Annotated in this window: 15 protein-coding genes; 6 read left to right on the forward strand and 9 right to left on the reverse strand. The window is 70.3% G+C overall.

From position 1 onward, the window contains the following. Nucleotides 1–18 precede the first annotated feature (18 nt). Both WME97_RS40920 and WME97_RS40925 read right to left on the reverse strand, forming a co-directional pair. On the reverse strand, nucleotides 19–972 hold the full coding sequence (locus WME97_RS40920) for an acetyl-CoA carboxylase carboxyltransferase subunit alpha (RefSeq protein ID WP_437545888.1): 954 nt from the start codon (nucleotides 970–972) through the stop codon (nucleotides 19–21). 122 nt (nucleotides 973–1,094) lie between these two features. Continuing rightward, nucleotides 1,095–2,978 (reverse strand): adenylate/guanylate cyclase domain-containing protein, encoded by a 1,884-nt coding sequence (locus WME97_RS40925; protein WP_437545890.1) that lies wholly within the window; start codon nucleotides 2,976–2,978, stop codon nucleotides 1,095–1,097. 236 nt (nucleotides 2,979–3,214) lie between these two features. Between WME97_RS40925 and glpK the strand changes: the two genes are divergently transcribed. Together glpK and WME97_RS40935 are read left to right on the forward strand one after the other, a co-directional pair. Then, nucleotides 3,215–4,759: a glycerol kinase GlpK gene (glpK, locus tag WME97_RS40930; protein ID WP_437545891.1), complete on the forward strand. Its 1,545-nt coding sequence runs from the start codon at nucleotides 3,215–3,217 to the stop codon at nucleotides 4,757–4,759. Nucleotides 4,760–5,035: 276 nt separating this feature from the next. Next, entirely contained in the window at nucleotides 5,036–5,821 is a 786-nt protein-coding gene (locus tag WME97_RS40935; protein ID WP_437545893.1) for a UPF0158 family protein, read from the forward strand. 96 nt (nucleotides 5,822–5,917) lie between these two features. Here WME97_RS40935 and WME97_RS40940 read toward each other — a convergent pair whose 3' ends face one another. Further along, nucleotides 5,918–7,189 carry a carbohydrate porin gene (locus WME97_RS40940; protein ID WP_437545895.1) on the reverse strand — a complete coding sequence of 424 codons (1,272 nt, stop codon included), beginning with the start codon at nucleotides 7,187–7,189 and terminating at the stop codon, nucleotides 5,918–5,920. Nucleotides 7,190–8,493: 1,304 nt separating this feature from the next. Further along, nucleotides 8,494–9,195 carry a hypothetical protein gene (locus WME97_RS40945; RefSeq protein WP_437545897.1) on the reverse strand — a complete coding sequence of 234 codons (702 nt, stop codon included), beginning with the start codon at nucleotides 9,193–9,195 and terminating at the stop codon, nucleotides 8,494–8,496. A gap of 100 nt (nucleotides 9,196–9,295) precedes the next feature. Between WME97_RS40945 and WME97_RS40950 the strand changes: the two genes are divergently transcribed. Continuing rightward, nucleotides 9,296–9,781: a nitrate reductase associated protein gene (locus WME97_RS40950; RefSeq protein WP_437545899.1), complete on the forward strand. Its 486-nt coding sequence runs from the start codon at nucleotides 9,296–9,298 to the stop codon at nucleotides 9,779–9,781. A 110-nt stretch (nucleotides 9,782–9,891) separates the two neighbouring features. On the opposite strand, the gene WME97_RS40955 is transcribed toward WME97_RS40950, so the two are convergent. From WME97_RS40955 to folP, 3 genes are read right to left on the reverse strand one after another with little or no spacing between them, the layout of a single operon-like run. Continuing rightward, entirely contained in the window at nucleotides 9,892–10,830 is a 939-nt protein-coding gene (locus tag WME97_RS40955) for a CdaR family protein (protein WP_437545901.1), read from the reverse strand. After that, nucleotides 10,827–12,134 carry a diadenylate cyclase CdaA gene (gene cdaA, locus WME97_RS40960; protein WP_437545903.1) on the reverse strand — a complete coding sequence of 436 codons (1,308 nt, stop codon included), beginning with the start codon at nucleotides 12,132–12,134 and terminating at the stop codon, nucleotides 10,827–10,829. The genes WME97_RS40955 and cdaA overlap by 4 nt, the downstream gene beginning before the upstream one ends. Then, nucleotides 12,127–13,065, reverse strand: a complete 939-nt coding sequence (gene folP / locus WME97_RS40965) for a dihydropteroate synthase (protein WP_437545905.1) — start codon at nucleotides 13,063–13,065, stop codon at nucleotides 12,127–12,129. The genes cdaA and folP overlap by 8 nt, the downstream gene beginning before the upstream one ends. Nucleotides 13,066–13,618: 553 nt before the next feature. Between folP and WME97_RS40970 the strand changes: the two genes are divergently transcribed. The 3 genes from WME97_RS40970 to WME97_RS40980 all read left to right on the forward strand — a co-directional run bounded on the left by WME97_RS40970 (nucleotide 13,619) and on the right by WME97_RS40980 (nucleotide 18,863). Then, a complete protein-coding gene (locus tag WME97_RS40970; protein ID WP_437545907.1) occupies nucleotides 13,619–15,568 on the forward strand; it encodes an HDIG domain-containing metalloprotein in 1,950 nt (649 codons plus the stop codon). Nucleotides 15,569–15,633: 65 nt separating this feature from the next. After that, entirely contained in the window at nucleotides 15,634–17,361 is a 1,728-nt protein-coding gene (locus WME97_RS40975) for an acyl-CoA dehydrogenase family protein (protein WP_437545909.1), read from the forward strand. A gap of 290 nt (nucleotides 17,362–17,651) precedes the next feature. Next, nucleotides 17,652–18,863: a serine/threonine-protein kinase gene (locus tag WME97_RS40980; protein WP_437545911.1), complete on the forward strand. Its 1,212-nt coding sequence runs from the start codon at nucleotides 17,652–17,654 to the stop codon at nucleotides 18,861–18,863. Between the two features lie 69 nt (nucleotides 18,864–18,932). Here WME97_RS40980 and WME97_RS40985 read toward each other — a convergent pair whose 3' ends face one another. Then, nucleotides 18,933–19,631, reverse strand: coding sequence for a hypothetical protein (locus WME97_RS40985; protein WP_437545913.1), 699 nt, complete (start codon nucleotides 19,629–19,631; stop codon nucleotides 18,933–18,935). A 120-nt stretch (nucleotides 19,632–19,751) separates the two neighbouring features. Next, nucleotides 19,752–20,852, reverse strand: coding sequence for a DUF362 domain-containing protein (locus WME97_RS40990; RefSeq protein ID WP_437545915.1), 1,101 nt, complete (start codon nucleotides 20,850–20,852; stop codon nucleotides 19,752–19,754). Nucleotides 20,853–20,889 lie beyond the last annotated feature (37 nt).

Consider the following 20,889-nt stretch of genomic DNA (forward strand, 5'->3'; position numbering starts at 1 on the left):
GCCGGGGCGGCGCGCCGCCTAACCCACGAACGACCCGAGCCCGCGGAACCTGCGGTACCGATCGTCGACGAGCTCCTCCGGCCCGAGCCCGTCCATTGACGAGAGCGTCGCCCAGAGCGCCTTGTCGAGCCGCACCGCGGCGTCGTCGTGATCCTGGTGCGCGCCGCCGGTCGGCTCCTCGACGATCGTGTCCACGACGCCGAGCTGCAGCAGATCCGGCGCGGTGATCTTGAGCCGGGCCGCGGCCTCGTCGGCGCGGGAGCCGTCCTTCCAGAGGATGGCCGCGCAGCCTTCCGGCGAGATGACCGAGTAGCAGCTGAACTCGAGCACCAGCACCCGGTTGGCGACGCCGAGCGCCAGCGCGCCGCCCGAGCCCCCCTCGCCGATGACGGTCGCCACGATCGGCACCCCGACCCGCGCCATCGAGGCCAGCGCGGCGCCGATCGCCTCGCTCTGGCCGCGCTCCTCGGCGCCGATGCCCGGGTAGGCGCCCATCGTGTCGATGAACGTCAGGATCGGCAGCCCGAACCTGTCGGCCATCTCGTAGAGCCGGATGGCCTTCCGGTAGCCCTCCGGGTGCGGCATCCCGAAGTTGCGCTTCACGTTCTCCTTCGCGCCGCGCCCCTTCTGGTGGCCCACCACCACCACGCTCCGCCCGTGGTACGTCGCGAGCCCGCCCACGATGGAGCAGTCGTCGGCGAAGCGCCGATCGCCCTTCAGCTCGACCCAGTCGGTGAAGAGCCGCTTGATGTAGTCGAGCGTGTACGGCCGGTTCGCGTGGCGCGAGAGCAGCACCTTCTGCATCGGCGTGAGGCCCGCGAAGATCTCGCGCGCCAGCCGGCCCGTGTTGTCCTCGAGCTGGGCGAGCTCCGGCTCGAACCGCGGGTCCGCCGCGGCGAGCGCGCGCAGCTCCCGCACCTTCTCGATGAGCTCTGCGACAGGTTTCTCAAAGGGTAGGATCGAAGCAGCCACGGCCCGGACCCTAACGCTGCAGCAGGCGGACGGCTACGGCGCTGTGCTGCCGCGCTGCATCGTCCACGGGATGACGCGCGCGCACGCCCCGGCCGATCGGCCGAGGCGCCGCGTCACCTCGGTCATTCGGGCAGGGCGTTCGTCGGCTCGGCGTGGATGAAGGCGTTCGCCGGGACCTGCGACATCGGCCGGCTCCGGATGACGTTGTAGATCGTGACCGGCTTGTCCTTGCCCTTCACCTTGGCGGGCTGGAGCTCCTCGGTCTCGAACCTTCCCCCGAGCTGCGCGTACGTGCTCTCGCTGATGACGATCTGTCCGGCCAGTGCGATGGAGCAGAGCCGCGCCGACGTGTTCGCCACGTCGCCGATCACCGTGTAGCTGAGCGCCTTCGAGCTCCCGATGTACCCGGCGACGAGCGGGCCGGTGTGGATCCCGATGCCGACAGCGAGCGGCAGCTCGCCCTTCTCGAGCCGCTCGCGGTTGAACTCGCCGAGCACCTCGCCCATCTTCAGCGCGCACTCCACGCTGCGGACCGCATCGTCCCGGTGGGCGACCGGCGCGCCCCAGAGCGCCATGATCCCGTCGCCCATGAACTTGTCGAGCGTGCCTTCGAACTGGAAGATCGTGTCGACCATCCGCTCGAAGTAGAGGTTCAGCATCTCGACGAGCTCCTCGGGCCGCTTGCTCTCGGCCATGCGCGTGAAGCCGCGGATGTCGCTGTTGAAGACGGTGCACTCCTCGACGTGCTGGCCGCCCTGCTTCACGGCGAGCTGGCCGCTCAGCACGCGCTCGGCGATGTTCGGCGAGAGCAGCCGGCGCAGCTGCTCGCGCGTGACGATCTCGTTCTCGATCTTCTTCCCGAGGATGTTGATCTCGATGAACATCGCCGCCTGGTAGGCGATGGCCGTCACCAGCTCGAGGTCCTTGGGCTGGAACTGCGCGAGCGTCTCCGAGTCGAGCCAGAGCACGCCGAGCACCTCGCTGTTGTGCTGCAGCGGGGCGACGATCGCCGAGCTGATCCGGTTCAAGATCATGCTCTTGCCCTTCGACGCCGCGAAGTCCATCGCCGCGTCGTGGGTCAGCACCGCGGCCCGCTCGTGGACGACGTGGTTCAGGATCGTCGACGACACGCTGATCGGGGCCGTCGTCCCGTCGCGCCGCTGCATTGCCTGCGGGGTGAGCTCGCCGTTCTCGTTGCGCAGGAAGATCACCCCGCGGTCGGCGCGGATGAACTTGAACACGCTCGTGAGGATCTTCTCGAGCAGCTTCGTCGTGTCGCGCTCGGCGGCGATCTCGCGGGACAGCTCGTGCGACAGGCGCAGCCGCTCGTAGTCGGCGCGCAGCTGGTTCATGTCGTTGGCGATCCGATCGAACGCCAAGAACCCCTTGTCGACCGCGGCGATCTGCGTCCCGATCTGCCGGGCCTGATCGTTCACGTCGATGCGGGTGCCCTGCGCGACGAACGAGCCTCCGTGCGCCCCCGAGCGCCCCGGCAGCGGCGCGGTCCCGCCCGGCCCGGCGCCCAGCGGCGGCGGCGGCACGTACGGCTGCCGCGTCACCGGCGGCGCCACCGGCGTGCCCGGGAGCGGCGGCTGCGGCGGCTGGCGCTGGTACTGCGGCTGCTGCGGCGGATACCCGTGGCCCTGCGGCTGCGCCGGCGCCGCGCCCTGGTGGTTGACCACGGGCGGCCAGCCCGGGACGAGGGGCGGCGCGACCGGGGCGGCCGGATCGTCGAAGCGCCCACGCGTCGACCCCAGGGCGATCTCGTCCCCGTGCTTCAGCGGCGCTTCGCCCCGGACACGCTCGCTGTTGATGAACGTGCCGTTCAGGCTCCCCAGATCGCGCAGGACGAAGTGATCGCCCCGCTGCTCGATGATGCAGTGCTCCTTGGAGACGATCTTGTCGAGCAACTGGATGGAGTTGTTCGGGTGGCGCCCCAGCGAGTTCACGGGTCGCAGATCGATCGCCTGCTGGCCCTCGGCGGTCTGCAGGATGAGGCGGGCCATCGGTTCTGGCAGATTACCCAGCCGGGCACGGACCGACAATCTTTCCGGCCGAAGTCCAGCGCCGGCCGCGGGGAGCGACCGTGCCGGGCCGCGCAAAATGCGCCTTCGCCCCGCTGGAAACACCTGCGCCGAGCTCGACCGCCCGGGGCGGCTGTCGTCGGCTGTCGCATGGATACCTGACCGGATGATTAGCTGACCGGGCCCTGCATCTCATGGAGGCGCCGCCTGGAACGGCTATGCGCCCACATGCCGCCGCGTTAGTCGGCCGCATGGATTCCGCGTACCTCCTCGCGATCGATCAGGGCACCACCGGAACGACGTCTCTCCTCATGGATACGTCGGGCGCGACGCTGGGCCGCGCGACGCGCGAATTTCGCCAGCACTTCCCGGAGCCGGGCCTCGTCGAGCACGACCCGGAGGAGATCTGGCAGAGCGTTCAGGATGCCGTGGGCGAGACGCTCAGGGCCGCGGGCGTGGCCGGCAGCGCGATCAAGGCCATCGGCATCACGAACCAGCGCGAGACGACGCTCGTCTGGGAGCGAGCGACCGGGCGCCCGATCCACCGCGCGATCGTGTGGCAGGACCGCCGCACGGCGGCGCGCTGCGCCGAGCTCCGCGCCGCGGGCCACGAGCAGGCGGTCGAGGAGACCACCGGCCTCGTGCTCGATCCGTACTTCAGCGGCACGAAGCTCGCGTGGCTCCTGGACAACGTGCCCGGCGCGCGCGCGCGCGCCGAGCGCGGCGAGCTCTGCTTCGGCACCATCGACAGCTTCCTCGTCTGGCGGCTCTCGGGCGACGCGGCCGGCGGCTCGCCGGTGCACGCGACCGACGTCACCAACGCGTCGCGCACCCTGCTCATGAGCCTCGCCTCGCTGAGCTGGGACGACGCGATGCTCGCGATGCTCCAGATCCCGCGCTCGCTCTTGCCGCAGATCGTCGGCTCGGCGGGCCGCATCGCGGCGACTCGCGGCTTCCCGCACCTGCCCGACGGGATCCCGATCGCCGGCATCGCGGGCGACCAGCAGGCGGCCCTCTTCGGCCAGGCCTGCTTCGCGACGGGCGACGCGAAGTGCACCTATGGCACCGGCGCGTTCGTGCTGACCAACATCGGCGATCGCCCGCTCAGGAGCCGCTTCGGCCTGCTCACCTCCGTCGGGTGGAAGATCGGCTCCGAGGTGGTCTTTGCGCTCGAGGGAAGCGCCTTTATCGCCGGCGCGGCGGTGCAGTGGCTCCGCGACGGCCTGGGCCTCATCAAGAGCGCGGCGGAGATCGAGGCGCTCGCCCGCAGCGTGCCATCGAGCGAGGGCGTCACGTTCGTCCCGGCGCTCTCGGGCCTCGGCGCGCCCTACTGGGATCCGGACGCTCGCGGGATCATCTCCGGGGTGACGCGCGGCACGACCGCGGCGCACCTCGCCCGCGCGACGCTCGAGGGAATCGCGCTCTCCGTGACGGATCTCGTGCGGGCCATGGCCGACGACCTGGGCCACCCGCTGCGCCGGATGCGCGTGGACGGCGGCGCCGCCGCGAACGACCTGCTCATGCAGTTCCAGGCGGACGTGGCGAACGTCGCTATCGAGCGCCCCACCGACCTGGAGACGACGGCGCGAGGCGCGGCAATGCTCGCCGGGGTCGGCGCCGGCCTCTTCCTCACGAAGGAGGACGCGGCCCGCATGTCCCGTGTGGGGCAGAGCTTCCAGGTCGAGATGAGCGAAGCGGCTCGATCCGCCCACCTCCACCGCTGGGCCGACGCCGTCGCCCGCACGCGCGCGAAGCGCAGCTGAGCACTCGCCGATTCCCCTGAATTTCCACGCTGTTTTCCGCTTGAACCAGGTCTTCCGAAGCTCTCTCCCGAGCCGTCATCGCGCCGCGGCTCGGCGGCCGAACGGGCTTCCGGATCAAGGAATCAACCCTAGGTTGCGAGAGTTAGGCCCAGAAGCCCCCAACCAGCGTAGAGTGCTATGACGACGGCGCATTTCCGTTCAAACTTGGTGCACTTGAACCGAGGCGCGCGGCCAGCCCACCGCCGCCTCGCTGCTTTCGATGGAGACGAGGAGGACATGCCGACTACCGAGAATGCTTCAGCCGGCGGGACGGCCGTTCGCGACATCCCGATCGACTGGGAGGCGCTGGAGGACGCCTTCGAGAACAACGCCCCAGAGGTGCACTCGTACCTGCACCTCGGCACGGGCGACGTGCTGCGGGTGGTCGACGGCGTGGCGGATCCGCAGATGCACGCGCGCATCGCGGCAGACGCGAACTACCTCCGGATCGATCCCGTGAGCTCGCGCGAGCAGTACCGGTGGATGGAGCGCTACATCCCGATGGTGGAAGACATGGATCTCCAGGCGAAGCTCAGCCAGGCGATCGATGGCAAGGGCGCGTTCCGTCGCTTCAAGGATGTGTTGATGTCCTACGGTCCGGAGCGGGAGCGCTGGTTCGCGTTCCGCAGCGAGCGGCTGCGGATCTTCATGGAGGCGTGGCTCAGCGCCCACGCGCTGAACCCGGTCCCTCGCCCGCTCTGGGTGCCGGAGGTGCCGTCTCGTCCGGAGCCGATCGTCCCGGCGGTCCCTGCGGTGGAGCCGCCGGCGCGCGAGCGCGAGGAGACGCGAGAGCCCCGCCGCGGCAAGAGCGTGGAGAGCCTGCGCAAGAACCTCCGCGACATCGCCGAGGCGCTCGGTCCGCGGGATCTCGACACGCTGACGGCGTTCGCGGAGTTCCTGAAGGCGCGCCGCGCGGCGCGCTCGTTCGCGCACCACTACCACGAGGCCCAGGGGCCGGTAGACGACGACGCCGGGCCTGCTTCGCAGGAGATCGCGAGCGAGTCGCGCAGCGACACGGCGTGAGGGCGCGCCGCCGGCGCCGCGATCGCGGCGCCGGGGCGCTGGCCTGAGGGTGGGTGGGGGAACGGAGGGGAGCGGCGGCTTCGATCGCCGAGCGGTCTAGAAGTACCAGTCGGTGCGGGCACCGATGTACTGGCCGACCTTCGACCCGACGCCCGGACCGGCGCCAACGCGCTGCAGGTAGCCGGACATCGCCGCGTCCCTCGCCGCATCGTTGTAGATGGCGAGCGAGTAGATGAGCTTGAAGTGCGGCCGCGCGCCGGCGCTGAGCTCGCCGGTCGGCACGAGGGTCGGGACGACCGAGACCTTGACCGCGGTGCCCAGGTCGCCGTCGCCGTCCTTGCGGCCCTGGAACGAGGCCTCGACGACGGGGTGGAAGTTCTTGTGCGCGAAGATCGTGGCGTTCGCCTGGACCGAGAAGTCCATCTGCTTCTCGAGGGCCGTGGGGGGCGCGGCGCCATCGGCCTCGTACGCCGCCTTCGTGTAGTGGAAGGTGGCGAGGCCTTCCAGGGCGGCGGCGTCGCCGAGCCGGAAGCCGAGGTGCTCGACCGCCTCGATGGCGAAGGAGCCCGCGAAGGTGCCCTCGTCGTTCGCGGCGCCCCAGGTCTGGTACGTCTTCGCGCCGCCGGCGGCGCCGTTGGCGATGCCGGTGCCGAAGCGCACCGCCGTGTCGCTGAAGTTGCCCTGGCCGAGGCCGAGGTGCAGCTTCGCGCCGATGACGCCGCCGAAGTCCGCCGGCGCGTTGTCGGGCACCGCCCACCCCTCACCCCGCTTCGCGGCCGGCAGGACGTGGAACTCGCCGTGGACCTTGACGTGGTGCTTGGCCTCGCCGCCGAACTCCGCCTTGTAGTTACCGGCGAAGATGGTGCGGAAGCGCTCGACGTCCACGCCGCCGTCGCCGTTCACGTCGACGTTGTAGGGGGGGGTGGTGTTTCCAAAGCCGCGATACCCGAGGATCGCGAGCTGCAGGCCGCCGTACTTGATACCGCCGCCCTGGCCGCTGAGGTCGTCGAGGTAGAAGTAGTCGCCGATGGGCGCGTACTGCTCGCGGAAGAACTTCGCGCCGCCCCAGACGCTGAGGCCCGGGACGAGGAAGTTGCCGGCCTCGATGTACGCCTGGTTGAACTGCACCGTGATCGACTGGCCACCGTTCGAGGACGGCTGCATGAACGGCCCGCCGTACTGGTTCCAGATGGCGAACGTCATCTCGGACTTGACGTAGAAGTCATCCGGCGTCGCGCCCTTCACCACGTGCGCGACGAACGACGGCTCGGAGTAATCGCCCTCTTCGTAGCGGCCGCCGATGCCGAACCCGAGCAGGTTCAGGGACGCGCCCTGGACGTTCTGCCCGTAGACCGGGGACCACGCCATGCCGAGGCGTGAGTACCAGTGCCACTCAAAATTCTCGCTCCCCACCGCGTGAGCCGACCGCGGCGCCGCCGTGAGGCAAAGGGCGGAGACGGAAAGCAGCCCGAGGGCTCGGACAGCGGCGCGCCGACCCGCGATTCGCTTGCTGGGGACCGACGACCTGTCTCTCATAAGTGATGTCATCGAACGACGCTCCTATCCATTCTCTGGGAGTGTGCTTTGGGGTGATGGGAGGTGATTCGGCCAGATGGCCAAGCGCGGCAGAGGTAGTGGCCTGTCAAGAGAATCCAAGTTGACTCTGTAGGAAAGAGCCACCCGCTGCCACACATGCGGGGCCCGCGGGGGGCACAGTTAACAGGAACGTTCTGTTCATGTCAAAGGTCTCCGAACACCCTTCGGCAGTTTGTCATCTTCTGCGGCGCGTTATTATTAAGTAATCGAAATCACTTGGTTAAGCAGGACCGGCTCTCTTCCGCGGCCAGGAAGGGGGGCCTGAAATGACGCATCGTACCAAAACAGGCTCGCGCTGGCTGAAGTGTTGCCAGAAGAATTCACGGGTGCCCCCTGGTGCGTTACTCGGTGCGCGCCACGCGCGTGACACGGACAGGAAGGCTGCATTGGCGAGCCCCGACCAGCTGCGTTTTCGCAGGGCGATGGCGCCGCCGCGCGCGACGCTGTGGCGCGTGTTTCGGGACCTCGAACCTGGCATTTCATGTCGACACCCGGCCGGGGCGTCGCCGAGGTGCTCGTCTCTCTCCTGGGTTGAACCCAGGCGAGCCTCCGGCCCCGCTGAGCGTCATTGACGCTCGCCGGCGCAACGAATGCGCCGCGCCAGCGAGCGGATCCTGCGCGCGCGCGCAGGACCGTGCCGCAGAGCGCAGGCAGATCGCTCATGGTCGACACGATAACGCATCGCGTTGCAACGGCGCAACGACCGCCGCTGATCCAGAGCGGGTCAGTCTCGATTGCAGTGCAGCGCGGGTGGACATGTTCTTGTCCAGGAAGGGCGTTGCGCTGTCGCCCCGAGACATCCCATCTGCTTCGGCGAGGCCGGGTGGTGCCTGGCAGGCCTCCGGGCGCGGTTGCGGCGAGCGCCGCCAGGCCACCGGCTCGCCGCGCCGAGCGCCTGAGTCGTTGAAAGAGAGGCCTCCATCCTCCGCATGAACGACGGCTCGTGAGCCCTCTTCACGATGTCTGGTGCTGTCCTTCGTATCGAGAGGTGGAATCGACCCGCGGGATGGACTTCTGCTCTCCTGCCGCCCGGTCGTGCGGCTCGACGTGGCGCGCAGCCGGTCGCTCGGCGCGGCTCAGCGAGCGGGCATGATGCTCAAGGAGACCCGGGCCCGCGCGTTCTGGTAGTACGCGTCGAGCGCCTGGGCGAGCCGCTGCCCGACATACCAGCGCTTCAGCGCCGGGGCGACCTCCTCGTAGCGTTGATCCTTGAATGGCGTGGCGCCGGAGCGCAGGACGATCTTGAGCTCGAAATCGGTGGGCTCGAGCATCGGCGCGACCATGCGATCCAGGTACAAGCTCGCGCGCGCCTGGCGGCGCAGCAGCGCGTCGAGCTCGTCGGAGCTCATCCCCTCGGCGGCCGCCGCGGCGAGGAGGCGCGCGCGGCCGCGAGCGCGCTGCTCCAGCGCGATCCGGGCGGCCTCGGCCCGCTGCGCCACCTCGGCCGAGGTCGGCGCCGGCGAGATGGGCAGGCTGGCGAGCAGCGTCTCCGCGATGTGCCTGTCGAGCGCGGCGCGGACATGCCTGTCCCGGTACAGCCCGGGCTCCGCGTCGGGATCGGCGAGCGCCTCGAGGCGGGCCTCGAAGGCGAGCTCCCGCTCGAAGATGAACTGAGGCCGGCGCACGCCGCCCGTCTCGGGCGCGTGCCAGCGCACGACGACGCGGTCGAGCGGCACCGGCGCCGCCGCCGACGGCGCGACCTGGCCGTGGGCGCTCGGGGTCAGCGACGCGAGCGCGAGCGACGCGAGCAGCGTCGTGAGGAGCCCGGAGCGGCGCACATCGGCAGGCTAGCGCAATCGCGCCGCGCATCCCATTCCTGGCAGCGCCGCGCTCGCGGAGCGTCCGGGGCGCGGGCAGCGGGTATAGAATGGCGCCACCATGTACAGGCAATTCGCGCTCGAGGGCGAGGTCCACGCCTTGCTCGACTGTGTGCCGCTCTCGGTGCGGCGGAAGCTGGACCTCGCCGAGATCAAGATCTCGCTCGCGGGGTGGCAGGCGCTGTCGCGCGCGGAGCGGCTCGCCCTGTGTCACCTGCCGGCCGACACGGACGAGGACGTCGCCGTCTACGCCGAGGTGCTCCGCGGCTTCGCGGAGCGCGCCGGGGTCGCCCTCGCCCCCCTCGCGGGCGCGCCGGTGCGCCGCGCCGCCTGGGATCGGGACAGCGTCAGCGCGCGGCTGCGCGAGCGGCTCGGCCCGGACGGCGCGCTCGACGAGAGCGCGCTCGGCCGCCTGGCGGAGCTGACCGAGGAGGAGCGCTACGCCATCGTCAAGCTCGCCGATCCGAAGCGCGGGCCCGAGAAGCTGCGCGCGCTGCTCGGCGAGCTCGGGCTGTCCCGGGACGCCGGCGCAACGCGCTCGCCGTGAGCCAGGTCGCGGCGAGGATCCCGGGCGCGACGAAGGCGCGGCTCGCGCGGGGCGAGCTCGTGGTCCCCTCGCGCTGACGTCCGCGGCGGCGGAGCGTCAGCGCGCCGCGCTCACCACTTCACCATGACCTTCGACGGGTTGACCTCCGCGGTGACGCGCGGAACGTCGACGAGCACGTCGAGGAAGTCGCTGCCCGGCTGGCTCAGATCGAGGTTCGCCGCCTTGGGCTCCACGCGCGCCACGATCGCGTCGGCGTTGACGGCGCCCACGTCCTCCGGCGTCCCCGTGATCCTCACCTGCACCACGGCCGGCGCGACCGTCGCGCGCGGGATGCCGATCACCTCGACCTTGCGCTCGAACGTCCGCGTGGCGAGCTCGCGCCCGATCTCGAGCGTCGCCATCACGCTCTCGAAGCTGTACGTCACGAGCTTGGGCGGCCGATCGAGCGCCAGCTGCCGCTGGTAGGCGCCCTCTGTGAGCCCGCTGATGTCGAACGGCGCGGTGCGCGCGAGCTGCATCACGTCGACGACCGAGCGCGGGCCGCGGGCGCTGACCATCGGCGGCTCGACCGAGACCATCCCCTTCACGAGGAACCCCTGCGCGGCGTCCCCGGTGCGGGGGACGTGCACCGGGACGGCCCGGGTGACGACGTCGTCCCAGCCGAGCTCGATCGTCGACGGGTACAGCTGCTCGACCATCAGCCCGGCCGGCACGTGGAACATCGAGGCGTCGAGATCGATGTGCGTCACCGTGCCGTTGCGGAGATCGAGCCGCAGCGTCCCGAGGCTCTCGGCGCGCAAGTCGTCGAGCTGCGTTCGGGAGCCGCGCACCGTGACCGCGACCTCGTCCGGGATCTGGGTCATGAGCTGCCGGTTGCTCGACTCGGGCGGGAGGATCGAGACGACGCTGAGCATCAGCGTGCGCTGCGCGTTCTCCGCGCCGTGGATGAAGGCGTAGAGGCACAGCGCGAAGGTGATCGAGAGCAGCTTGAGGCCGAGGTTGTCGAGCAGCGCCGAGCGGAGCGCCTCGCGGATGCCGGCAAGCGTCATGGCTCATCTCGCGGGGGCATCCCCTCCGCGCTCCCCTTGGATGCGGCGGTCGCCGCGACCTGCCCGGTCGGGACGAAGGTGCGCTGCGACGGGACGGGGGAGTCGGTCGCGGCCGCCGCGGGGACGTCGACCATCGCCGGCCGGCCGCGCTCGGACGGGCGATCCGCGTCCTGCGGCGCGGCCGGCCCCCCGGCGCCGGCCCCGGCCGCGGCGCGCAGGTCGGCGCTGGATCCCGTCGCGGCGCGCGCCTCGGCGCCCGAGCGCATCGGCGTGGACGTCGACATCCGCGCCATCGGCCGCGCGTCGGGGTCCACGGCCGCCTTGATCATCGAGGTCGTCTTCGAGACCGGCGCTGCAGGCTTGGCCTCGATCGGCGCGGGCTTCGCGGCGGCGGGCTTGCCGGGCTCGTGGGCCTGCCCGGCGCCTTGCGTCGCGCCCACGGCGGGGCCGCGCGCCGCCGGCGTGGGGAGGCTCGCGCGGCCGACCTGGGCGACCTTCTTGGCGAAGCGCCGCCTGCGCGACGAGCGGCCGAAGAGCCCGAGCAGCGCGTGCCGCAGCGACTGGCCGTCGAGGTTCGAGACGATGTTGCCGCTGAAGCAGAAGCTGATCGTGCCGCGCTCCTCGCTGACGACGACGACGACCGCGTCGGTCTCCTCGGTGATCCCGAGCGCGGCGCGGTGGCGGGAGCCGAGGCTGGCGTCGAGGATCTTGGTCTCCGGCATCGGGAAGAAGACGCCGGCGCGCGCGATCTTGAGGTCTCGGATCAGCACCGCGCCGTCGTGCAGTTTGTTCACCGACTCGGGGACGAACAGCGAGACGAGCAGCTCCCGGGTGACGACCGAGTCGATGTGGATCCCCTCGCTCTTGACGAACTCCAGCACGTTGGCGTCCTGCTCGAAGGCGATGATCGCGCCCATGCGGTGGCGGGCGAGCTCGGTCGCGGCGGCCACGACCTCGTCGATGACGCGCGACTGCTGCTCGCGTCCGCTCGTGAACCAGTTGCTGCCGCCCACGCGGATGAGGGCGCGGCGGATGTCGTTCTGGAAGACGACGACCACGATGAGGATGATCGAGGAGAGGAGCCAGGAGAGGAGGTTGAGGAGCGTGGTCAGGCCGAAGATCTTCGCCCCGAGATAGATGAGGAAGACGATGCCGAGCCCGAGGCCCATCTGCATCGCGCGGGTGCCGCGCAGCACGAGGAGCGCGCGATAGACGACGTAGGCGACGATGAAGATGTCGAAGAAGTCCCGGATGACCTGCGTCGCCGGCCTCACCGAGAAGAGGCGGAGGAACCCTTCAACCATCGCCGCGCGCCCCCTGGGCGACGGGGCCATCCGGGCGCCGACGGTCGCCGGCGCCCGCGCGCTCGATCGCGCGCATCACGTCGAGGGCCTGGCGCACGGGGCGGACGTCGTGGACACGGACGGCCGCGGCGCCGCGCGCGGCGCACGCGATCGCGGCGGCGACGGTGCCGCCGAGGCGGTCCGGGGGCGGCGCGAGCGGCGCTTCCCCGCCGTCGCCTCGCCCCGCGGCCTCCGAGGCCGCGGCGCGCGCCAGGAACGACTTGCGGCTCGGCCCGACGAGCACGGGGAAGCCGAGGGCGCAGAGCTCGTGCAGCCTGGCGCACAGCTCGAGCGACTGCCGCGCGTTCTTCGCGAAGCCGAGGCCCGGATCGAGGACGAGCTCGCCCTCCGGCAAGCCTGCCTCGAGCGCCCGCGCGGCGGCGCTCGACCACTCGCGGGCCACGTCGGCCACGACGTCGCCGTAGGCGTCGTCGGGGTACGCGGAGAAGCCGGCCATCGCCGACATCGGGCCGCGGCTGTGCATGAGCACGAGCGACGCCCCGCGCCGAGCGCAGAGCGCGCCGAGCTCCGCCGCGCTGTCGAGCGAGATCGAGTTGACCACGGCCGCGCCATCGTCGAGCGCGCGCGCCGCGACGGCGGGAGAGGTCGTGTCGATGGAGACCACCGCTCCCCTCTTCACCGCGTCGCGCACGCTCCCGCCGATGCGCGCGATCTGCTCGTCATCCGGCACGGGCCGCGCGCCCGGCCGCGTCGACTCCGCGCCGATGTCGATCATGTCTGCCCCCTCGGAGAGCATCGCATCGATCTGCGCGAGAGCCGTATCTTCATCCGCAAAGCGACCGCCATCGGAGAACGAGTCCGGCGTGCGGTTCAGGACCCCCATGATCACCACGCTCCTGCGGCGTTCGAGCAGCATGCGCAGCGGGGACATTTCCTGTGGGTAGCAACTTTTGCGCCGAACGGCAATTGTCTGCTCGAATCGATGTTTTCCAGGAGCAATTGGAACATCGCGAGGGAGGTCCGGCGCGTCGCGCTCCGCCAACGCCGGCTGGGCCGACGGGCGCGCGCCGGCGTTGGACGGCGCACCGGCGTCCACATTCGCTTCAGGCGCCGGCTTCCCGGCGGCCGCCCCCACGCTCGGGCGGGGATTCAGCGCGAACCATGGGGAAGACACGGGACGGAGGGAACGGAGGGCGCGCAGAGAACGGAGGCAATCAGGCAAGGGGAAGCAAGGGGAGCAAGGGGAAGCAAGGGGAAGCAAGGGGAAGCAAGGGGAAGAAGGGGGAAGCAGGGGCGCGCGGCGCCGGGGCGCCCCCCACGCTCCGCGTGCCGCTGACTCGGCCTTGCTTCTTTGCTAGGGTCCCGCCTACACATCGACATCGGCGGCCCCTCGCGGTCGTCCGGTGGAGGAGGCGGGGACACGCGCGAGCGTGCCCTGTCAACCGTTTCTCAGGCTGCACCAGCGGACGAGACCGAGCGGTTCCATGCTGCGCACGCGTATCCGGGCAGGTCCCCTCGCCGGCTTCGTCTTGAGCGCCCTCTTCGCGGCGTGCTTCGCCGTGCTCGGCGTGGGCGAGCTCTTCATCCCTGCGCTCAGCCCCGAGATGGGCATGCCTGCGCCCGTGACGCTGCGCGTCCCGTACGGTCCGCGGATCGTGCGCGACACGCACGACGGGAGCTTCACGCTCTCGTACGAGCACAGGCGCGTGATCGTGCCGCGCGGCACGGTCCTCTCGGAGCACAACGAGGATCACAACGCCGCGATGGCGTACGAGACGGTGCGGCGGATGCGGCGGCCCGGGCTCGGCGCGCGCCTCGCGAGCCTGTACGCCATCTACCTCATCGTCTGCCTGATGCTGACGGTCTACCTGCGTCGCTTCGGGCAGAACCGGGTGCGGCTGCTCCGCACGCAGGTGGGCATGTTCGTCCTGATGACGAGCTCGCTCATCGTCGCGAAGCTCCTCCTGCTCTTCACCGCGCTGCCCGAGTTCTGGATGCCGGTCGCGGCGCTCCCGCTCTGGGTGGCGATCGCGTTCGATCGGCGGACCGCGTTCCTCGTCGAGGTCGGGGTCGCGTTCATCGCGTCGTCGCTGCTCCGGTTCGACGTCGTGCTCCTGTCGGTGCTGCTCGTGCGCGGCATCGCCGCGACGATGTTCTTCTTCAAGCGCAAGGGCTCGCGGCAGCTGTTCGTCGCGGGCAGCCTGGCGGGCATCGCCGGCGCGATCGGGTTCATCGCGCTGACCGTGCTGTTCGAGGGGAGCTTCGATCTCGGCGCCGATCTGAAGCGCTGGCTCGGCTCCAACGTGCTCGCCTGCGTCGGCGGGGGGCTGCTCGTCGGCGTGCTCGGTCGGAGCCTGAGGGAGCCGGCCGAGCGGGCGATGGGGCACGTGCCCCGCGACAAGCTGCTCGACCTCACCGACCTGGAGCAGCCGCTCCTCAAGAAGATGGCGGCAGAGGCGCCGGGCAGCTGGGAGCACGCGCGCGCGATGGCGAACCTCGCCGAGGCCTCGGCCGCGGCGATCGGCGCCGACGCGCTGCTGACGCGCGTGGGCGCCTACTACCACGACCTCGGCAAGACGGTGCAGCCCAAGTACTTCATCGAGAACCTCCCGCCCGGCGAGCGATCGCCGCACGAGGAGCTCGATCCGGAGGTGAGCGCCGACGCGATCATGGCGCACGTCGTGATGGGCACGAAGATCCTGCGTGAGGGCAACATCCCCGAGCCGGTGGTCGAGTTCGCGTACACCCACCACGGCACGCAGGTCGTCGAGTATTTCTGGCACAAGTGCGTCGAGCACGGGAACCCGAAGGACCTGACGCAGGAGCACTTCCGCTATCCCGGCATGAAGCCGCAGACGAAGGAGACGGCCATCCTGATGCTCGTCGACTCCATCGAGGCGGCGTCGCGGACCATCTGGCCGCCCGAGCACAAGAAGTTCGAGGAGATGATCCAGCGGGTGATGTTCTCGAAGCTCGCGTCTGGCCAGCTCGATCAATCCGGGCTGACGATCGAGGACCTGCGCATCATGACGAGCCGGATGGCGTCGACGCTGGTCAACATGTACCACGGGCGCATCAAGTACCCGTGGCAGCGCGAGAGCGATCGCGCCGGGCACACGCCTGCGCCGCCGACGGTCACGCCGCACCCCACGCGCCCCGGCACGCCCACGCCCGTCCCCGCGTCCAGCGCGCCGGGTCGAGACGGGAGCGCCGCCCCGCCGCCCTCCTCGAGCGCGCGGGGCGCTGTCCCGCCGTCCCCCGCGAGCGTGCGAGGCGCTGCCCCGCCGCCCCCCGCGAGCGTGCGAGGCGCTGCCCCGCCGCCCTCCTCGAGCGCGCGGGGCGCGGTCGCGCCCGTCGTCGTGGACGAAGCCGGAGGGCCCGTGAAGGACGAGAGCCCGGCGGAGTCCGTGCGGACGCCGAGGAAGACGCACTGAGCAGGCCGGGCGCGCCGCGCGCTCCCGCGGAGGCCGAGCGGCCTGCTCCAGGAAAGGAAGGTCCGATGCCTCCCACGATCGAGCAGAGCTTCATGAAGGCCCTCTTCCACGGCATCATCGCCGAGGACATCATCTTCCCGTATCCCGAGATGCCCGCCGAGGACCGGGAGACGACGTCGATGATGCTCGACAGCGTGCGGAGGTTCTTCGCGTCGAGCGTCGACAGCAGCCGGATCGACCGGGAGCACGCCATCGATCCGGGCGTCCTGGCCGAGATGAAGCGGCTCGGCCTGATGGGCCTGCAGATCCCTTCCGAGCACGGCGGCGTCAACCTCAGCAACATGGCGTATGCGCGCGTGATGCAGGAGATCGGCGGGCTCGACGCGTCGATCGCCGTCACGCTCGGCGCGCACCAGTCGATCGGCTTCAAGGCGATCCAGCTCTTCGGGACGGAGGAGCAGAAGCAGCGCTATCTCCCGAAGCTCGCGACCGGCGAGTGGATGGCGGCCTTCGCCCTGACGGAGCCGGGCGCCGGCTCCGACGCCGCGGCGATCAGGACGCGCGCAGAGATGTCGGCCGACGGCTCGCACTACACCCTGAACGGGTCGAAGATCTGGATCACGAACGGCGGCTTCGCCGACGTCTTCACGGTGTTCGCCCGGACCTCGGCGCTCGAGGAGGGCAAGAAGCCGAAGCTCACCGCCTTCATCGTGGAGCGGAGCATGGGCGTGAAGAGCGGGCCGAACGAGCAGAAGCTCGGGATCCGAGGCTCGTCGACGACGGAGCTCTTCTTCGACGACGTGAAGGTCCCGCGCGAGAACGTGCTGGGCGAGGTCGGCAAGGGCTTCAAGGTCGCCGTCGAGGTGCTCAACAACGGGCGCCTCGGGCTGTCGGCGGGGTGCGTGGGCTCCTGCAACACGCTGATCCGGATGGCGCTCGATCGGGTCCAGGAGCGGCGCGCGTTCGGCCGGAGCATCGGCGACTTCGGGCTCATCAAGGACAAGATCGCGACGATGCTGGCGCACACGTACGCGCTCGAGTCCATCACGTACCTGACGGCGAGCCTCGCCGACGCCAAGGTCCCCGACTTCTCGATCGAGAGCGCGATCTGCAAGGTCATGGGGAGCGAGACCCTGTGGTTCGTGGTCAACGAGACGCTCCAGATCGCGGCCGGCATCGGCTACATGGAGGACTACCCCTACGAGCGGCACCTGCGCGACGCGCGGATCAACATGATCTTCGAGGGGACGAACGAGATCCTGCGCTGTTTCATGGCGCTCTCCGGGATGAGCGGCCCGGGCAAGGCGCTCTCGGACGTCGCGAAGGCAATGCGAGAGCCCATCAAGGGCTTCGGGCTGCTCAGCGATTTCGCGCTCCGCAAGGCGCGGTCGGTGCTCGGGCGCGAGCGGATGTCGAAGGCGCACCCGCTGCTCAGCCGGGAGGCGGTGATCTTCGAGGACTGCACCGCCGAGCTCGCCACCCACAGCGAGGACATGCTCCGGAAGCACGGGCGGGAGATCGCGGAGATGCAGTACGCGCAGCGCCGCATTGCGGAGATGGCCATCGACCTCTACGGCATGGCCGCGTGCATCTCGCGCACGACCCGGGCCATCGAGCGGCGCGGGGAGGACGGGGCGCGGCGGGAGATCGATCTCACGACCGTGTTCACCGGCATCGCGCAGAAGCGGCTGAGGCAGCACGTCGCCGATTTCCAGAAGAACGACGACGAGCTGCGCAAGGCCATCGCGGTGCGAGCTTATGCGGATCGCGCCTACCCTTTCGATATCCTGTAATCGCAGGCTGCCGCACCTCGACGGACATCGATTCACCTCGAGTCACATCGAGTGACATAGCGTCACACACGCGCCACGCGCGCTTCGGCGCAGACCGCTCATTCATTGTGAGCTGCGCTCTGTTTCGGGACGTTTTCAGCTCACCGCCCGGACGGATTGCTCTATAGTTTGATCAGGCGTAGTATCGGGGGTGGGCCCTTCGACAGGAATCGGGTGATCACTTGTCCCAGGCTAGAGCATTGGGTGGCAGGTGCGGAGCCATGAAGGAGACTGCTGAAGGTCGTGCCGTCATGGACAAGTACCGTCTCGAGCGCAGGCTCGGGGGCGGTGGGATGGGTGATCTGTGGCTGGGCTTCGATAACAAGCTCAGGCGGCGGGTCGTCATCAAGTTCATCCGGAGCTTCGCGGCGACGGAGCCGGAGCTCATCGCCCGCTTCGAGCGCGAGGCCCGCGCGTCCGCGCGCGTCCGGAGCCCCTATGTCATCGAGACCTATGATTACGGCGTCGATCGCGGCTGCGCGTTCATCGTCATGGAGTACCTCGAGGGAGAGGACCTGAATCGCCGCCTCGAGCGCGAGGAGCGGATCCCGCTCGCGCAGGCGACGGCCTTGTTCACGCAGCTCGGCAAGGCCCTCGACGCGATCCACGCCGCGGGGGTGATCCACCGGGATCTGAAGCCGGGGAACATCTTCATCACCTCTTCGGCGGGCGACGATCTGGTCAAGGTGGTCGATTTCGGCGTCGCGAAGTCGTCCTGCTCGCGCGATCGGATCACGAAGACGGGCATGGTCCTCGGGACGCCCAGGTACATGAGCCCCGAGCAGACCATGGCGCCCAGGCAGGTCGATTACAGGAGCGATCTCTGGTCGATGGCGGTGATCCTTTACCGCGCGATCACCGGCCAGTGTCCCTTCGCGGGCGCCAACATCAATGAGCTGGTCAGGCACATCTGTCAGACGTCGTTCCCGAAGGCGTCCAAGCTCGCGCCGGAGCTCCCGCCCGGGATCGACGCGTTCTTCGCCCGGACGTTCGAGTTCGATCCGGAGGCGCGGTTCCAGTCGGGCAAGGAGATGATGGAAGCGTTCTCCGCGATCGTGCAGGTGCCGGCCTCCCTGTCGTCGTCGGAGTCGCTGCGCGCGATCCCCGTCCCGCCGCCGTCCGAGCGGAGCGCCATCGTGAAGCGGAGCGCGGTAGGCGCGGTCGCGGCCCCGCTTCGCTGCGCGATGGATGATCAGACGACCATGGCCGCCATGCTGGCGGCGCCGGCGAACGACCTCGGCGGCCCCACGGCGACCGACGCGGCCGTCGAGCCCGCCTCCGCCTCGTGCGACCGGCACAGCGAGGTCGTGCTGGACAGCCGCGTCCTGCCGCCGCTCCGGGTCCCCTGGATGGTCGCCGTCGGCCTGCTCATCGCGGCCGCTTTCGTCGTTTGCCACAGCGTGGCTCAGGGCGCGCCGTGGTCGCTCGAGGCCGCGGAGAGCCCGGCGGCCGGAGGACCGTGATCTCGCGGGGCGTCGCGACGCCGCCCTGGCGCTCGCATCGCCGGCCATCGCCAGGGCGCGGCGGCGCCTTTACCGCGCGCTGGTCGTGGGCGCCTCGGTGATGCCGGACGTCCACTTGAGCCTCGGGGCGCCCTCGTCGATCCAGCGGTCGCGCACGCGGCGCGCGAGCTCGGGGTGCTGGGTCGACTTCACGGCCATCGCGGCCACGAGGCATGTCCCCGGCCACGACTCGTAGACGGCGATCGCGCCGACGTACTCGTCGCTCGCGAGCACCGAGTCGACGCTGCCCTGGAGGACCTTGAACACGAGCGGCCGCACCTCACCGTCGATCTCCTGCGTCGTGCGGATGATCTGCGCCTCCCCGAGCCGCACGCCATAACCGTCGGCGAGCGGCGCGTTCTTCGCCCAGAACTCGTCGAGGCAGCTGTCGGGGTCGCTCGGCCCCGTGGTGGTCGTGTAGACGACCGACAGGGCGGCATAGTGCTCGTCGCCGTACCGGAAGGTCGCGCGCGTCGGATAGGTCAAGATGCGCACCCTGCGCCAGCTCTTCCAGTCGACCAGGGGCACGTCGAGCGTGTTGAACCGGTCCTGCCGCCTCCCCCACGGCTCGGCCAGCAGCCGCTCCAGCGCGGCCCGCTCGGGGTCTGCCGCGTCGCCCCCCGGGTTCTCGCGGGTGACCGACGTCGGCGTCGGAGGCAACCCCGGAGGCCTCGTCGGGGGAGTGCTGCTGCAGGCGACGACCGCGAGGGACGCGAGGACCGGGACCACCTGCGCGGCCCTCCGGCGTGTGGACGAGCGCGCAGTCGACCTGGAGCAGGACATGAGCAACACGAGCCTCGGCGAGCGGCCTCATCGACGGCGGTCACGCGGGCGGATCCCGCGGCGCCGCTACAATCCGACCTCGCGCATCGCGATTTTATTCTTGTCGAAGACGCCCAGACCGAGCTCGCCCGCGATGCGAATGTACGAAGGTTCACGGCTCGCCTCTTTCAGCGTGGGCAACCCGTTCTCCTTGCGCCACGTCTCGACCACGCCCCAGCCGATCACGTCCATCGCGACCGGATCGGTCGTGGCGTAGACCGACTCGTGGAGCACGCGCCGCTTCGGGTTCTTGTCGAGCGGGCCCTGGTCGTAGATGAGCTTGAAGCCGTCCGTGATGTGCAGGCGGACACGGCTCTTCACGATGTCCTGCCCGTAGAGCTCCGCGATCTGCGGGCTCGCGGTGTGCTCGTGGAAGGAGTGCGGGTTGATGGTCGCGCCGTGGGTGATGTTCTTGAGGCAGCCGGTATAGCCGCAGATCGAGTGGTCCTTGATCAGCGAGACGTTGATCACCGCCGTCGCCTGGGTGAACGGGCGCACGAACTTGGTGGGGATGCCGCAGACCGAGATGCTCGACATCACCGCGTCCTTGTTCTCGTGAACCGCGGCGCGGATCCCGGCCGGGAACTCGGCCGCCGGCTTGGCGCTGCGGTCGGCGCAGCGGGTGCCGGCGAGGAAGGACGGGTACTGCTCGAAGATCTCCACGTTCTCCGCGGGGACGCCCGCCGCGATCACCCCGCGCACGATCTCGAGCACGAGCTCCTTGTTGGTGGCCATGGTCGCCCCCTTCTGGCCGGCGATCCCGTTGGTCTTGATCGCCACGCGGTCGTCCTTGTGGACGAACCGCGCGAAGGCGGCCCCGAGATCGGCCTTCCCGGTGAGCTCGGCCATCGCCCGCTCGAGCATCACCTTCGCCGCGGACGCGTCGGGCCAGAGGCCGTTCGGCTGCATCGAGTTCGACTTCGTGACCTTCACGATCTTCCCCGGAATGGAGAGCGGCGTGAAGCCGGGGGGCGGCGAGGCCGCGAGGCTCAGCGGCGCCTCCGCGAACGCCGCGCGCGGGCCGAGGAGCGCGGCGCCCGCGGCGCCGGCGACGAGCCCGCCGAGGAAGCCTCGGCGCGAGCGCCCCGCGGGGCCGGGATCAACGAAGCGACGGGGATCGTGGGGCATAAGACCTCGTGGTGAGCGCCTCGCGGCGGTGGTGGAT

This window comes from Sorangium sp. So ce367 (assembly GCF_051520455.1).
Taxonomy (GTDB): domain Bacteria; phylum Myxococcota_A; class Polyangia; order Polyangiales; family Polyangiaceae; genus Sorangium; species Sorangium cellulosum_B.